Here is a 14,701-nt window from a genome sequence, read left to right on the forward strand (position 1 = left end):
ACTCATTCAGTGTAACCAGCAGAAAAAAAGGAATTCCTCCAATGGGGAATTCCTTTCGATCCACTTAGCCAAGCTGATTCATGAAATTCTCGATTTCTTCTTTCGTTTTGCGGTCCTTGCTGACGAAACGCCCCAGTTCCTTGCCGTCTCCGAATGCCAGGAAGCTCGGGATCCCAAAGATATCGTTTTCGATGCAGATATCGATGAATTGATCGCGATCCACGTAAATGAACGTGAATTCGCTGTACTCACTTTCGATTTCAGGAAGGATCGGTTCGATGATCCGGCAGTCCGGACACCAATCCGCCGAGAACATGAATACATGCTTCCCATTCGCCTTCAACTCGTGAAATTCCTCTTCTGATGCCAGTTTTCGCATGTTACTTACCTCCAATATCAAGCGTTAATTGATCGGGTTTGATCAACCCTAGTTTACGCATATATTCAGATAGTAACAGGCTGATGAGGGCAGGTCCAATGATATGCAACACGAGGACCTGGATCAGGACACCCGTACTGAACCCCATGGTCTGGAACGTCATGATCTGACCGACCAATCCGCTTGTCCCCATTCCGGCTCCCGCTGCATTATTCTCCATCACCCAGATCGTCGTCCCGATCGGGGCGAGGATCATACCCGCCAGTGTCGGCGGCAGGAGGATGAGGGGATTGCGCAGGATATTCGGCACCTGGAGCATCGAGGTCCCGATGCCTTGAGCAAGCAGACCACCAAACCGGTTCTCCCTATAGCTTATGACCGCGAACCCGACCATCTGAGCGGCACAGCCGATCGTTGCTGCACCTGCAGCCACTCCATTCAAATCGAGCATGAGGGCGATGGCGGCACTTGAGATCGGTGCCGTCAGGGCGAGACCCATGAGCATGGCCACGAGGATCCCCATCAAAATCGGCCGCTGCTCTGTTGCCCAGCTGATCCATCCGCCGAACATCGTCATGAATGTCGAAATACCCGGTCCGATGAAGGAAGCCGCCGCAAACCCTGTGAGAATGGTCGTAAACGGGGTGACGATGATATCAAGCTTCGTCGTTTTACTGATCAGCTTCCCGACTTCCACAGACAGGACCGCCGCCACATACGCACCGGCCGGTCCACCGAGTGCCGCACCGGCTGCCCCCGTAACGACTGCCGAGAAAAGCACGAGCGGCGGAGCCCCGAGTCCATAGGCAATGGCCGCACCGATGGCAGGACCCATCATGGAAGAAGCCACGCCTCCCATCTCGATCAAAAACTGTTGCAATCCATCTGGCAGAAACCCTGCCTGTTCCCCGATCGTCTTCATGATCAAACCGATGATCAGGGAACTGAATAACCCAAGAGCCATATAGCTCAAGGCATCTATTACATATACCCTCGCCGAGGGGTTAACGCCCTTTTTAGCTAGCCATTCCTTCATGTTGCTTCCCCTTTCAACCCTTACTCTTTTACTAGTGTAAAGACACATGTATCGTTTGTCCAGATAAAAATACACACAAAAAAAAGATCCGATCGCATGGATCAGATCTTAGGAAGTCTTCACGGAAGTCGCCATCTTCATCATCATTTTTGCATGATCAGACAGATCGCCTTCATCTGACTGGGTGGAAACCTTCGTCCCCCCCACCCCGACGATGAGCTCAAATTTTTCAGAATCGGGGATGCTCTTGATGATGTAATACCCCAACCCGTCCCTTCCTTGGAACGTTCCTTTTTTCACCACGTCGGTTTCATCTTCAAGGGACGTTTTATATAGAAGGTCGCTGTCCTTATCTTCTTGGGGATTGTTGAACAGGATGAACGTATCCGACCCTTTCTTGATGATCACATTATGAGAAGTCTCTTTTTCCACTTCGGCTCCGAAGGGCAGGTAGAATTCGATGTCCCCTGCTTTCTCTTTCGCTTCTGCCTTATGATCGACCATATCTTCTACGACTTTCGCCGTTTTATCCTTCTCTTCGTCAATTGAGGTGCTGCACCCTGCTAACGTAAGGGCAAGAATGAATAAAACCGATAAATAGCGCTTCATTCTCCGTCATCCTCCTTTATTCTGCTAAACCTACGCTTATGATACCCTCACAAAGTCCCAATGACAACCCGTTTTCTTACAGGTATGCTGTTTTTGCTGGGAAGAAAGGTTAATTTTGACTCGGATGGGGTAAATCGTGTAGGAAACAGTAACAGATAGGGGATGATCACAATGAATATGACGGTATACCTGGCAGGGGAGATACATAGTACCTGGAGGGATGATGTCAAAAGCGAAGCGGAGAAAAGGGGACTGAACATCCAGTTCTCAGGACCGATGGAAAATCATGACCGTTCCGATTCCATCGGGGAAGAAATTCTTGGCACTCAGCCGAACGCCATCCTGAAAGATGAGGCAGCTTCTGCCTTCAATAATTTGCGCACCAAGATCCTGATGGAAAAAGCAGATCTCGTCATCGCTTACTTCGGAGAAGAATACAAACAGTGGAATTCAGCCATGGATGCCGGCATTGCCCTCGCGAAGGACAAGCCGTTGATCCTGATCCGTCCGGAAAAGCTCCACCATCCGCTGAAAGAAATTTCCCGGCGGGCAGATGTGACGGTTTCCACGATTGAACAGGCTCTTCAAGCCATCACCTATATTTTTGAAGAATAATGATTCCATCGCCTGCCCTCTTATCCTGGGCGGGCGAATTTGTTCTCTGCCGGGTGTAAAGCGCTTACAAAATAGTTTGACAATTCAAAAACGAATAAATATTAGTAATATATAGAAATAAATGGTATAATTAAAATTTTATTAATTTCTTTTTGACTTTATAAAAATCTTAAAATATTATAGTAAAAGAATAAGGAGGTTGTAATATGTCATCATCGAATAAACAGAAAATTGTGGAAAGTGTACCTCAGACCGGGTTCTTCGGTCACCCCAAAGGGTTGTTCACATTATTCTTCACAGAATTCTGGGAGCGTTTTTCATACTACGGTATGAAAGCCATCCTTGTATATTATATGTACTACGAGGTATCAAAAGGCGGACTCGGCATCGAGGAAGGTACTGCGCTCGCCATCGTTTCCATCTACGGTTCCCTGGTGTATATGTCAGGGGTCATCGGAGGGTGGCTGGCCGACCGGGTATTCGGGACGTCGAAGGCCGTCTTCTACGGCGGGATCTTCATCATGTTCGGGCATATCGCCCTTGCATTCCCGGGGAACTTCTCCATGTTCATTGTTTCCATGGTACTGATCGTCATCGGTACTGGGTTGCTTAAACCGAACGTATCAACCGTCGTCGGTGAAATGTACAGTCAGGAAGATACACGCCGCGACTCGGCTTTCAGCATCTTCTACATGGGTATCAACCTTGGTGGATTCGTTTCACCACTCGTTGTGGGTAGCCTTCAAAAGAACTACGGCTTCCACTGGGGATTTGCGGCAGCAGCCATCGGGATGTTCCTCGGACTTGTCGTGTTCATGGTAAGCAAACGTTCTACATTGGGACTTGCCGGTACGTATGTGCCGAACCCGCTGACAGCAGCCGAGAAAAAGAAATACGGTTGGATTACGGCGGTGGTCGTGATTGTCCTGGCCGTCATCCTTGGGTGGACCATTCCAGCCGGAATCTTCACGCTGAATGTATTCATTAATATTGTCGGAATCTTCGGTGTGGTGGTACCTCTTGCGTACTTCCTAATCATGTACTACAGCCCTAAAACATCGGCACAGGAACGCTCACAGGTAATCGCCTATATCCCGCTATTCATTGCTGCGGTCATGTTCTGGTCCATCCAGGAACAGGGTGCAACCATCCTTGCAACATACGCTGATAAAAAGACACAGCTCGATCTTTTCGGGTTTGAGATCTCACCTGCGTGGTTCCAATCCCTTAACCCGTTGTTCATCCTTCTCCTTGCACCGGTATTTGCCTGGTTATGGGTGAAGCTCGGTAACCGCCAACCGATCATCCCGCGTAAATTCTCATGGGGTCTGATCTTTGCAGGTCTTTCATTCCTTGTCATCCTCATTCCAGGATACTTCACTCCTGATGGCGGACTCGTGAATCCGATCTGGCTCGTACTCAGTTATTTCATCGTTGTCATCGGGGAACTTCTCCTTTCGCCTGTCGGCCTTTCTGCGACAACGAAGCTTGCTCCTCAAGCCTTCTCTGCACAAACCATGAGCCTTTGGTTCCTGGCACCTGCTGCGGCACAGGCGTTGAATGCACAGCTCGTCAGATTCTACTCGCCGGCAACAGAAAATGTGTATTTCGGTACCATCGGTGGTGTGTCCATCGTATTGGGCCTCATCCTCTTCCTGATTGGTCCTAAGATCCAGACCTACATGAAGGGAATTAAATAAGTCAAAAAAGCAGCCTCTTCATGAGGCTGCTTTTATTTATTCAGTGCTTACCAATCCTTATTACATCCGTGGTTCCGGTTTCCTTCATTGCGCCTGCATCCGCCATAGTTCCTGTTTCCTTCATTACGTCTGCAGCCTCCACGATCACCATCACAGCGATTGCGCCTGCAACAGCAGCGGTTACCGAATAGGAATTTGTCCCAATCACAGCAGAAGTTGAAGCCCCAACAACAGTTACGGCGACACCCGCCTTCATTGTGTCCTTTATAGCATCCCATGTGTTTTTGCCCCCCTTGTACAAGAGATTTACCGCATGCTTTCGCATCCGATCTACTCTATCCTATGAGGATGGGCTCTAATTGGTATGGGCCGAGTCATATATTCCCGCGTTTATCTCTGTTTCTTCCATCATATTCCCACTGCCCGATCAAGAGTTTAACGACATGGATGAACATCGCTTCCCTCGTCACCAGACCGTTCGTGAATACCCCTACCGCCCCTTCTCGATGACGCACACCTTCCCGTTTCGTATATGCATCCATCAATGGCCCAAGCTCTCCGCCTCCGCGAAGTTTATAGGCAATCTCGTCAGGTAGTAGAATCCGTGCCCCTCCTGCTACAAATTCGCGGCCATCGGCGTCTACCAAGGCTCCCCAGTTACAGAGGAAAAGTCCCGATGACGTGTCGACGACCCCGCCTTCCAGACCGATGCCTGCGTGAAACGCCCCGATACTGTTCCTCGCCCGGTTCACCGCCCCTCTGATCGTCTCTTCATCAGAAAACGGCTGTGCACTGACCCCGGATTCCGCCTCTATTGGATAGACTGTTGCACCGGGACCGATTGCCTTCTGAATCGCTGAAACCTTCGCCGGATTTGTCGTCCCTACTCCGATATTCTTCATTTCCTTCCCCCCCATTTTCATAAAAGAAGACCGCCACGATTATCGGGCGGTCTCATCAATCATCCGTTATTCCGGATCGTTTCCACTGTGGAACGGTCACACTGTTTCACGAGCTTTACGATCAATTCTTTCGCTGCAGCGTAATCATCGATATGGATCATGGACGCATGCGTATGGATGTACCGCGAGCAAATACCGACGACCGCACTCGGCACCCCTTCATTGGACATGTGAACACGGCCTGCATCCGTCCCCCCTTGGGAGACGAAGTATTGATAAGGGATGGAGTTCGTTTCCGCCGTATCAAGGACGAATTCCCTCATGCCCCTGTGCGTGACCATGGAACGGTCGAGGATCCGGAGAAGGGCCCCTTTCCCGAGCTGTCCAAATTCATTTTTATCCCCTGACATATCATTGGCCGGGCTGGCATCAAGGGCAAAGAATAGATCCGGATTGATCATGTTGGCCGCCGTCTGCGCCCCCCTCAATCCTACTTCCTCCTGAACGGTGGCACCTGAGTACAGCGTGTTTGGAAGCTGCTCACCATGGAGTTCCTTCAGAAGCTCGATGGACAATCCGCAGCCGTAACGGTTATCCCATGCTTTCGCGAGGATCTTCTTCTCGTTGGCCATCGGTGTGAACGGACAGATCGGTACGATCTGCTGGCCCGGTTTGATGCCGATCCGGAGGGCATCCTCTTTGTCATCGGCCCCGATATCAATGAGCATGTTCTTGATATCCATCGGCTTCGAACGCTGAGCTTCTCCCAGGAGATGCGGGGGATGCTTCCGATTACACCGGTGATCGGTCCGTTGTCTGTGATGATCTGGACGCGCTGGGCGAGGAGGACCTGGCTCCACCAGCCGCCGAGGGTCTGAAAGCGCAGCATCCCGTTCTCCGTGATGGAGGTCACCATGAAGCCCACTTCATCCATATGTCCGGCCACCATGACAACCGGACCATTGCCGTCCCCCTTCCTCACTCCGAATACGCCACCCAACCGATCCTGTACGAGCTCATCCGAATAGGCGGAGAGCTGTTCTTTCATGAAAGCCCTCACGGCATGTTCATTACCGGGAGCACCCGGGAGTTCTGTCAGCGTTTTGAATAGTTCCAATGTATCCTGATTCATTTCATTTACCCCATTTCGTTTTCACATCTTTATGTATACATCCATTTTACAGAACTTTCTCACCTCTTACCACCGATTGGATTCAAATATGATTCTCTTTTTTCCGTGTTCTTTGTTAGAATGGTCTTAGCAGGTTGAAAATATAGGGAAGACATCTTTGTCTTTACCGGGCTTTTGGAGGGAAGAGTGGATGAACTGGAAATCGTTTGCAATCGGAGCGGCTGTCGGAGCTGTCGGGGGGATCGTCCTCAGCAGTGCCGCAAAGGATCATAAGACCGTTTCTCCGGAGAAGGTACTGAAGGAAGTAAAAGAACGCTTTAAACTAGACGGGAAGATCGACGGCTCATGGATCAGCATGAAGCCCGAAACCTTCAAGCAGCATACATTTGAAACACAGGTGTTCAAAGGCGGCATTTCACGCAGGGTCGACGGGGAACTGGAGCAGTTCGAATTCATCGCCGATGTGAAGAATGGGACCATTCTGGATGTTTACCCCTTATGACTGAAAAGATCCAAAGCCATCCGGCTTTGGATCTTTCTCATTTCATCGTCTCTCTCGTTCCACCGATTCCGTCACTTTCCCGGCTTCGTCCCACTTCAGGGCACGATACACGGCATCATGATAAAAGAGGAACCAGTATCCCCCTTCGATCGCCTGATGGATCCACTTTTCCTTGGCTCCGATCGACGTCATTGGATAATCATCATACGCGAGTACCCATAGTGGATTTTTATGGGCGTGTGTCGGCATGAGGTCGGCCATATGAATCAGCGTTTCGCCACCTGTTTCAAGGAGGATGATGGCATGCCCGTCACTATGCCCCCCCGTATGGACCATCGTGATGCCAGGCAGTACTTCCTTCTGTCCCTCAAAGGGCACCACCTGATGTTCCACGGCCTCCCAGTTTTCTTTCCAATATGTATTCTTCGAACGGATATTGGGATTCCTCATTTCATCCCATTCCACCTGTGATGTATGGATGACAGCGTTCGGGAAGGTCGAACGATATCCCTCACCGTCTCGTTTCGTCAACCCGCATGCATGGTCAAAATGCATATGCGTCATCAGGATCACATCGATCTCTTCCGGCGATACCCCGAGCGCCTGAAGATCGGAATCAAGTGCAGATTCTTCTTCCACCCCATAATTCCGCTTTTGTTTGTCTGTCAACTTGCCTTTTCCGATGCCAGACTCGATCAATACGTTCTTGCCATTCCAACGGAAAAAGATCGGATCCGTTCTCAGCTCGATTTGATTGCGCTCATTCACAGCATACTTCTTGGACCAAAGCGGCTTTGGCACGACCCCGAACATGGCTCCCCCATCCATGAAGGTCACACCGCCGTTCAGCCAGTGAAATGTTGTATCACCAATCATCCGTTTTTCCATTTCTTCATTCCTCCCTTATTGTTCCCCATTAGTGTAGCATAAGTAGGCTGCGTGAATCCGGCAGACATGAAAAAAAGGCTGCAGAAGCCGGTAAACGGCAGACTGCAGCCTTCTGATCATGAGTGTTGGAATTGAGCTTCCACCCGGTAGATCCGGTCCCCTTTTGCAGAGAACTTTTCTTCGTATTCCGTCATGATATTCCCTTCCATCCCGCTGTTATGGAGATCGAGGCTCAAGTAGTTCAGACGGAGCCCGTACCAGGAAAAGCTTTTCAAGGAATACTCGAACAACCCCTGGTTATCGGTCTTGAAATGGATTTCCCCGTTCTCAACCAGGATATCCTCATACAGCTTGAGGAAATGTTCATATGTGAGTCTGCGCTTCTCATGACGGGCCTTTGGCCAAGGATCCGAGAAGTTCAGATACACCCGTCCTACTTCACCATCATCGAAGAATTCCTTCAGATCCCTTGCATCGACATTCAATAGCTTCACATTGCTGACATTTTCCTCAAGGATCCGGTCGAGGGCCGTCACGAGGACACTCTCGTAGAGTTCGATCCCGATATAGTTGATCTCAGGGTTTTGTTTCCCCATACCGGTGACGAATTGACCTTTTCCTGTTCCTACCTCTATATGGATGGGGTTGTCGTTCCCAAAGAACTCATTCCATTTCCCTTTCAGTTGATCGGGCTCCGCCACTACTATGCCGGAATGTTCACTGAGCTTTTCAGCTGCCCATGGTTTGTAACGCACACGCATGTAGACACCTCTTTTTTCCATTTTTCACGTCCGGTCCGGCAAGCTTCACGCTTGTCCCCCGGTACGCCATTCGAACAAAAACATACCACGACCACCATGGTTGTGCAAGATGAAATCCATTGAAGCCGCGCATAATAAAAAAAGGAATCCACACACTATCAGTGAATTCCTTCTCTTCCTGAATTCAATCCTAAAAGAAAGGGTGGCTTCCATGCCTCTCAACGCTCAAAATCAAATGCAATTATTATCCGATATCCTAAGCAACCATCAAACGGACTGCTGCGGCTCCGTATCCGAATGCGAACAGCTCGAGAGACTGGTCAAGTCCCTCATGGTCAACGCAGACATCCACGAGAACGTCAAACCCGTCCTCGAAGAGATCTACCGGTACAGCCAAAGCGGCATCTCGTCTTCCGACCTTGCCAATCACATCACCACGAACAAGGACAATCTGTCCCAGTGGGTGTCGGACATGAATCAATACTCATGATCAGATGATTTCGTGCAGATATTCGATCCAGTGATTCATTTCGTGAAAGCGCCCTTTGGCTTTATGCCATTGCATGAACAGGATCGTCTGGGCGACCACATACCATTTCATGCGCAGCTTCAGGCTGTCCGTCAATTCCGTTCCGTATTGAAGGAGCCAGTCCTCCCATTGATCTTCAGGGATATACCAATAGAGGAGCAGACCGACATCAAAGGCGGGATCTGCAATCATGGCACCGTCCCAATCAATGAGGTAAAGCTGGTTCTGTTCGGAAAGGAGCCAGTTGTTATGATTGACGTCGCCATGGCAGACGACATATTCACCTTGACGGACTTCATCCAGGCCTTCCTGAAGGAAACTCATCGCTTTCCTGACATCGGGCAATGTTAGAAGGTCGAATTCAAGACTGGTCTCAAGTTCCGTCAACATATGATCAGGCTGAAAAGGCTCTGTGCCGAGGCGCTCAAGCATCGTCAAGAGAGGTTTTGATGTATGGATTTTTTTCAGCAGACGGGCAACCCTGTCTTTCTTCATTTCTGCGGGTTTCAGTTCTCTGCCATTCAACCAGTGCTGAGCCGTGATGACATCCCCGTTTTCCAGACGCTTCGTCCAGACAAGCTTAGGCGTGATGCCTTCAGCGGACAAAACCGCCAAAAACGGTGATGAATTCCGCTTGAGGAATAGCCTCTGTTCCTGGTATTGGGCAAAGAAGGCTTCCCCCGTGGCACCGCCCGCAGGGACGATCTCCCAATCTTGGTCAAATAAGTGTTCCAATATATTCACCTTCTATTGGTCCTTTGTCATGTTTATATGATTGTTCATATTTCATCTCAATAAAATAAAAAAGATAGCTATTGGGCAATAAGATCAATAGCCATCTATGTTTAATTTTATCGTCATATTCCCTATTCGTCAAGCTTACCTGGAATCGACTGCATCACCGCAACCGAGACCGTCAGCGGGGCGACCTCCAGTTGGTCTCCTTCGATGGTGAACAGACCGTCGGCATCCGCACGATCCCCTTTTGCCAGGCACCGCCACCGCTCGCCTTCTCCAAGTGCGAAAGAGGCCGGTTCCGTTCCGCCGTTGAAGGCCAGAATCATCTCACTCCACGGACCGTAGTCCCCGACTTCCGAGTAGCGGATGACCACGGATTGATGTTCAGCCGAAACGACGCTCACATGCTCCCTGATCAACCGTGCTTCCGGGAACCTGAAGGCGCCGTGAGCTTTCCGGATATCGATCAACCCCCGTACATACGCAATGGCTTTTTCATGTTCTTCCCTGCGCGTCCAATCAAGCTGATTGATCCGGACCGGGGCATTGTAGCTGTTCTCATGCCCTCCCTTTGTCCGGTAAAACTCCTGACCGGCGTGAATGAACGGGATCCCCTGTGAAAGGAGGACCATCGCGGTGCCGAGGGACTGCCGCTTGAACAGCTCCTCCTCGCTCTCATGCATGCACGCCTTCATCTTATCCCATAGGGTGTGATTATCATGGGATTCGATGTAGTTGACGGATTGGATGGGCCCATCGAAGATCCCCTGGTCCCGGCTCTGGATGCCGACGCTTCCCGAAAGGACCTGGGCCACCTGCTTCTCAAGGCCGCTATGCCCAAGGATGAATCCTTTATCATGGAGATTGAAGGTGCTCCCCTTGACGGTATCCCTGAACCAATCATTGAACTGTCCCACATCCGGGATGGACCGTGCATTGCGGAGGTTCGCCTTTTCTTCCTGGGGGATAGGGGTATTCAGGTCCCACCCTTCCCCGATGACGATGAGACCCGAGTCCCTCGCAAGATCCGACACCTCATTCATCGTCGTCACATCCAGGATCCCCATGAGATCGAACCGGAAGCCGTCGAACCCGTATTCATTGATCCAAAAGCGGATGGAATCCTTGATGAACTTCCTCGCCATGAGCCGCTCCGAAGCAAAATCGTTCCCTACCCCGGTTCCATTCGAAGGCAACCCATTTTCCCCATGGCGGAAAAAGTACCCCGGCACGATTTTTTCAAAAGAGGATTCTTCCCTTATGAACACATGGTTGTATACGACATCCATGATGACCCTGATTCCCTCATCATGGAGATTGTTCACCACTTCTTTCAATTCCCTTATCCGAACCAGTGGCTCACCGGGATCCGAGCTGTAGCTGCCTTCCGGGACGTTGAAGAATAATGGGTTGTATCCCCAGTTATACTCTTCATCGGATGGATCATCCGGCACGCCCCCGAAGTCATTGACAGGTAGAAGCTCCACATGCGTGATGCCGAGCTCCTTGAGATAGTCGACTCCGCTTGAGTATCCACCCGGCGTCTTTGTTCCACGCTCGGAAAAGGCACCGTAGCGCCCCCTTGCTTTCATGCCGCCTTCACTACCGGCGGAAAAGTCCCGCACATGGAGCTCATAGATGATGGCATCGACGGGGGAGGCAACTGGCGGAAGGGATGTACACGGAGGTCCGAGTTCAGTCGCGACCACACCCCAGCGGCTGTTGAAGGACACGGCAACGACATAGGGATCGAGAGCTTCCTTCCAGACGAGATTGATGCAGGTGAGATAGGAATAAAAGGATCCTTCCACGTCTTCTTGGATCTCCAGGGTCCACACCCCTTTATCTTCCCGCGTCATGTCATGTTCTGCTTCCTCACCGTTTTTTGAGATCAGCTTGAGTTTGACCGCTGACGACGTAGGGGCCCATAGTTTAAACCGGAACCCGCCTTCCACTTTCCGTACCCCAAGGTCTTCGCCTTCGTAGTAGTAGCGCTCATCGAATGCAGCCGTCCTGATGACGGCCCCGACTTGAAGGTCGGTCCTGATCCCGTTCGCATCGACCACTTCGCAGGCCTTTTCCAGATCGAGTTCTCCAGGTAGAGACGTCACGATTTTCATTGCGTGCTCAAGCTGGATCTCTTCCTCTATCTCAAGGGGGATGGTTGTATCGCCCCTCACAACGCTGAATTCCCTCTCACCACCGGCTTGATCATGCGGGATGATGAGTGTGATGGTCTTGAATGTATCCATGAACGCTTCGTATTGACGCCTGATATTGAACACCTGCTCACCCTCTTCCATTCATCATTTTCCAACTGGACGGGAGCACCCTGATGCCCATGCGTCCATTCAATGCAAGGATCCCGCATGATTCTCCATCAGCATGGACTTCGGGATCCCCCTCCGCCTGCACGACCATTTCCTCCGTGCGGAATGTATGAACTTCTCTAAACACCGTGTGTTTTCCCACAAACACAGAAAGAAAGACCGCAATGAGCTTAAGGCGGCCGAGTCCGGCCACGACAGTCACATCCAGCATGCCGTCACCCGGATGGGCATCGGGGGCGATCTTCATGCCGCCTCCAAAATACGGATGGTTGGATACTGTCATGAACCAGACCTTATCGTACGTCATTTCCTCCCTATCGCTCCGGACCCGCAGGGAGAAGGGCTGGAACGTAAGGGCTTCCCTCACCAGAATGATGGGATAGATCAGCTTCCCGAGGGAAACCCGGTTAAGCCGTTTCTTCCATGGGGAATGATTGGCACGTCCCGCTACCCGGGCATCGAATCCTATTCCTATATTATTCACAAAGTGCCCATTCGGCTCCGCAGGGAGTTGAAATTCACCTGCATCCATCAAGGAGGCGTGGCCCGATCCGGATTTTATGCGGTTTTCAGCCTCACGTGGCTTCCGCGGCCAATCGTACCCCCTTGCAAAATCATTCCCGCTTCCTGAAGGAATATACCCGATGATCACCTGAGGGAAACCAATCGACGCGCTGATGATGGATTTCATCGTCCCGTCACCGCCCACCCCGACAAGGAGAAGGGTTTCGTCGGGATATCTCTCCACAAGATCCCGGACCACCCGCTTCACTTCAGATGGATGCCGGGTGACGAAGGACTCATGGGTGATCCCTTCTTCCATGCGGAACCGTTCCCATGCTTCTGTACTCCCCCGGTTTTTCGCCTTGGGATTGACGAGGTAGAAGGTCTTCACTGCTCTTCCCCAACGAACCGATCCTCATCCATGCCGATCCGTTTAAAGGACGTTGAATGGCCATAGTCCAGAATGGCCTGGGCAGCCTTGAGCTGCACGCCCTTGATGGGAGAAGAAATGGAACGCTGAGATTCGAACCACCCTTCATGCTTCCGTTTGTCCAAAAGATGCACATGGTGGGGAGCCTGTGGATAATCGATGTACCCATTGCGGCAGATGACGCCTTTAAGTATGGGAAGGTCCACACCGGCAAAGCGGAGGATCTGACCGATGATCGTTTCCATCCTTTGCAGGGTGATCAGGGGATTCAACACCTTCTCTTCCTGCTGTCCCCACTTCTTGAGCCAAAAATGCTCCTTGCCCCCGATGTACGCCGTGCCCTCCTCAAACTCCAGGAAAGTGAGACACCAGACGGCCGTCGGAGTGATGAAGATCGTTTCGAATTCGACGGGGGCTTTCTTGATCTTAAGAATCGGGTGATAGAGCACCAATATATTATCAGGGAACCGCTGGAGAAGATACTTCAACCGTTCATCATAGTAATAGCTGTTATCCACATACGAACGATGTGATATGGTCGAACTTGCCCACTTCAGCTGGAAATCCATGATATTCTCGAGAAACACCTGCTTCAATTCGTCTTCCGTTGAAGCTTCCACCCTTTCGGCATCAATGGCGAACTCCTCTTCATCATCACTTTCTGCATATATGGTCAAATCCTCGATCTCTTCTTGATCCCCCCTTCTTTTAAAGAAGGAAAACAAGCGATCTTTTACGGTTTCTTTCTCCTCCATCGCACTATGTGACTCCTCATGGGTGTCACCATTTTCCCAATGATCCTTCATTTTTTCCCACTGCTGTTTTTTCAGCCGGACAAATTGGGTAGGATAGCGGTAAAGATCCATTTCATATCTGGAAATGTAGTCCTGCAGTTTAATGAGCTGTGCCATGAGGTTCTCCTCTTTCTCCCGGTGTCAGCCCTTTCAATGGGAACGTCGCCACCGGCTCGTATTTTGGGATATGTTCCAGTCGTGTCCGGTACAGGACAACTTGTTCTACGGGAAATTCGGTATGAAGTGGTTCGATTTCTGGAGAACGCTCATCGAATGCATACTCTCCCCCCCATTTACGCGCCACGGTGATGTGGGGAGCAAACGGTCGGGGATCCAACTCGTATCCCGCCTCCAGGCATGCCCCATAAACGGCCGCCCTCAGACGGGTGAGCTCATCGGAAGGGGCCACCCCCATCCAGAAGATGCGCGGTGCTTCCCTGCGCCCGAAAACGTCAAAGTCACTGAAGGTCAATGTGAAAGGTTCATGCAACCTTGCCACTTGCCTCACCTTGGACTTCACCAGGTCCAGGGCATCCTCCCCGGAACCCCCAAGGAATGCCAGTGTTAAATGGAAGTCCTGATGATGGACCGGCTTTTTGAATGGAAATGCTTCTGCCTGATCCGCCAAACGGAGCTTTTCTTCTTCCGGAAGGGGGAGGGCAAAGAAATAATGAGGCTGTCGCATATCATCCGTCCTTTCTTGATGTATATCCATCATAGCAAAATGTGAGAACCTAGAGAACCAGTGCATGGGGAAATACTCGGGAAATGACCCGCAAAGCTGATTTATTTGATAGAATTTATAGGATTTAGTAGGATAGAAAGTAACGATAAGACCAGATGGAAAGGATG

Annotated in this window: 16 protein-coding genes and 1 pseudogene; 4 read left to right on the forward strand and 13 right to left on the reverse strand. The window is 50.7% G+C overall.

Features of this window, described 5'->3' with window-relative positions:
* Positions 1 to 64 precede the first annotated feature (64 nt).
* The 3 genes from D5E69_RS16630 to D5E69_RS16640 form a co-directional block, all read right to left on the reverse strand.
* Entirely contained in the window at positions 65 to 379 is a 315-nt protein-coding gene (locus D5E69_RS16630; RefSeq protein WP_048007423.1) for a thioredoxin family protein, read from the reverse strand.
* 1 nt (position 380) lies between these two features.
* On the reverse strand, positions 381 to 1,415 hold the full coding sequence (locus D5E69_RS16635) for a PTS sugar transporter subunit IIC (protein WP_159129933.1): 1,035 nt from the start codon (positions 1,413 to 1,415) through the stop codon (positions 381 to 383).
* Between the two features lie 108 nt (positions 1,416 to 1,523).
* Positions 1,524 to 2,024, reverse strand: coding sequence for an outer membrane protein assembly factor BamD (locus D5E69_RS16640; protein WP_159129934.1), 501 nt, complete (start codon positions 2,022 to 2,024; stop codon positions 1,524 to 1,526).
* A gap of 171 nt (positions 2,025 to 2,195) precedes the next feature.
* Between D5E69_RS16640 and D5E69_RS16645 the strand changes: the two genes are divergently transcribed.
* Together D5E69_RS16645 and D5E69_RS16650 are read left to right on the forward strand one after the other, a co-directional pair.
* Complete coding sequence (locus D5E69_RS16645) at positions 2,196 to 2,639, forward strand: YtoQ family protein (RefSeq protein ID WP_048014856.1); 444 nt, start codon at positions 2,196 to 2,198, stop codon at positions 2,637 to 2,639.
* A 206-nt stretch (positions 2,640 to 2,845) separates the two neighbouring features.
* Positions 2,846 to 4,339: a peptide MFS transporter gene (locus tag D5E69_RS16650; RefSeq protein WP_048007419.1), complete on the forward strand. Its 1,494-nt coding sequence runs from the start codon at positions 2,846 to 2,848 to the stop codon at positions 4,337 to 4,339.
* Between the two features lie 40 nt (positions 4,340 to 4,379).
* Here D5E69_RS16650 and D5E69_RS16655 read toward each other — a convergent pair whose 3' ends face one another.
* The 3 genes and pseudogenes from D5E69_RS16655 to D5E69_RS16665 all read right to left on the reverse strand — a co-directional run bounded on the left by D5E69_RS16655 (position 4,380) and on the right by D5E69_RS16665 (position 6,373).
* Positions 4,380 to 4,664 (reverse strand): hypothetical protein, encoded by a 285-nt coding sequence (locus D5E69_RS16655; RefSeq protein WP_213085554.1) that lies wholly within the window; start codon positions 4,662 to 4,664, stop codon positions 4,380 to 4,382.
* A gap of 49 nt (positions 4,665 to 4,713) precedes the next feature.
* Positions 4,714 to 5,241: a DUF84 family protein gene (locus D5E69_RS16660; protein WP_048015824.1), complete on the reverse strand. Its 528-nt coding sequence runs from the start codon at positions 5,239 to 5,241 to the stop codon at positions 4,714 to 4,716.
* Between the two features lie 59 nt (positions 5,242 to 5,300).
* A pseudogene (locus tag D5E69_RS16665) lies at positions 5,301 to 6,373 on the reverse strand (M42 family metallopeptidase).
* 190 nt (positions 6,374 to 6,563) lie between these two features.
* Here D5E69_RS16665 and D5E69_RS16670 point away from each other — a divergent pair.
* The gene (locus tag D5E69_RS16670) at positions 6,564 to 6,875 is read left to right on the forward strand and encodes a peptidase M4 (RefSeq protein WP_048007415.1); all 312 of its coding nucleotides are present in this window, start codon (positions 6,564 to 6,566) and stop codon (positions 6,873 to 6,875) included.
* Positions 6,876 to 6,917: 42 nt separating this feature from the next.
* On the opposite strand, the gene D5E69_RS16675 is transcribed toward D5E69_RS16670, so the two are convergent.
* Both D5E69_RS16675 and trmB read right to left on the reverse strand, forming a co-directional pair.
* A complete protein-coding gene (locus D5E69_RS16675; RefSeq protein WP_048007414.1) occupies positions 6,918 to 7,763 on the reverse strand; it encodes a YtnP family quorum-quenching lactonase in 846 nt (281 codons plus the stop codon).
* A gap of 116 nt (positions 7,764 to 7,879) precedes the next feature.
* A complete protein-coding gene (gene trmB, locus D5E69_RS16680; protein ID WP_056534828.1) occupies positions 7,880 to 8,524 on the reverse strand; it encodes a tRNA (guanosine(46)-N7)-methyltransferase TrmB in 645 nt (214 codons plus the stop codon).
* Between the two features lie 211 nt (positions 8,525 to 8,735).
* Between trmB and D5E69_RS16685 the strand changes: the two genes are divergently transcribed.
* Positions 8,736 to 9,014, forward strand: a complete 279-nt coding sequence (locus tag D5E69_RS16685) for a YtzH-like family protein (RefSeq protein WP_048007475.1) — start codon at positions 8,736 to 8,738, stop codon at positions 9,012 to 9,014.
* On the opposite strand, the gene D5E69_RS16690 is transcribed toward D5E69_RS16685, so the two are convergent.
* The 5 genes from D5E69_RS16690 to thpR all read right to left on the reverse strand — a co-directional run bounded on the left by D5E69_RS16690 (position 9,015) and on the right by thpR (position 14,534).
* Positions 9,015 to 9,788, reverse strand: a complete 774-nt coding sequence (locus tag D5E69_RS16690; RefSeq protein WP_159129936.1) for a phosphotransferase family protein — start codon at positions 9,786 to 9,788, stop codon at positions 9,015 to 9,017.
* A 131-nt stretch (positions 9,789 to 9,919) separates the two neighbouring features.
* Positions 9,920 to 12,094, reverse strand: a complete 2,175-nt coding sequence (pulA, locus tag D5E69_RS16695) for a type I pullulanase (RefSeq protein WP_159129937.1) — start codon at positions 12,092 to 12,094, stop codon at positions 9,920 to 9,922.
* Positions 12,081 to 13,016, reverse strand: a complete 936-nt coding sequence (locus D5E69_RS16700) for a diacylglycerol/lipid kinase family protein (protein ID WP_159129938.1) — start codon at positions 13,014 to 13,016, stop codon at positions 12,081 to 12,083. The genes pulA and D5E69_RS16700 overlap by 14 nt, the downstream gene beginning before the upstream one ends.
* Positions 13,013 to 13,966, reverse strand: coding sequence for an NERD domain-containing protein (locus tag D5E69_RS16705; RefSeq protein ID WP_159129939.1), 954 nt, complete (start codon positions 13,964 to 13,966; stop codon positions 13,013 to 13,015). Before D5E69_RS16705 ends, D5E69_RS16700 begins: the two co-directional genes overlap by 4 nt.
* On the reverse strand, positions 13,950 to 14,534 hold the full coding sequence (gene thpR / locus D5E69_RS16710; RefSeq protein WP_159129940.1) for an RNA 2',3'-cyclic phosphodiesterase: 585 nt from the start codon (positions 14,532 to 14,534) through the stop codon (positions 13,950 to 13,952). The genes D5E69_RS16705 and thpR overlap by 17 nt, the downstream gene beginning before the upstream one ends.
* Between the last annotated feature and the right edge of the window lie 167 nt (positions 14,535 to 14,701).

Source organism: Rossellomorea marisflavi (genome assembly GCF_009806575.1).
GTDB lineage: Bacteria > Bacillota > Bacilli > Bacillales > Bacillaceae_B > Rossellomorea > Rossellomorea marisflavi_A.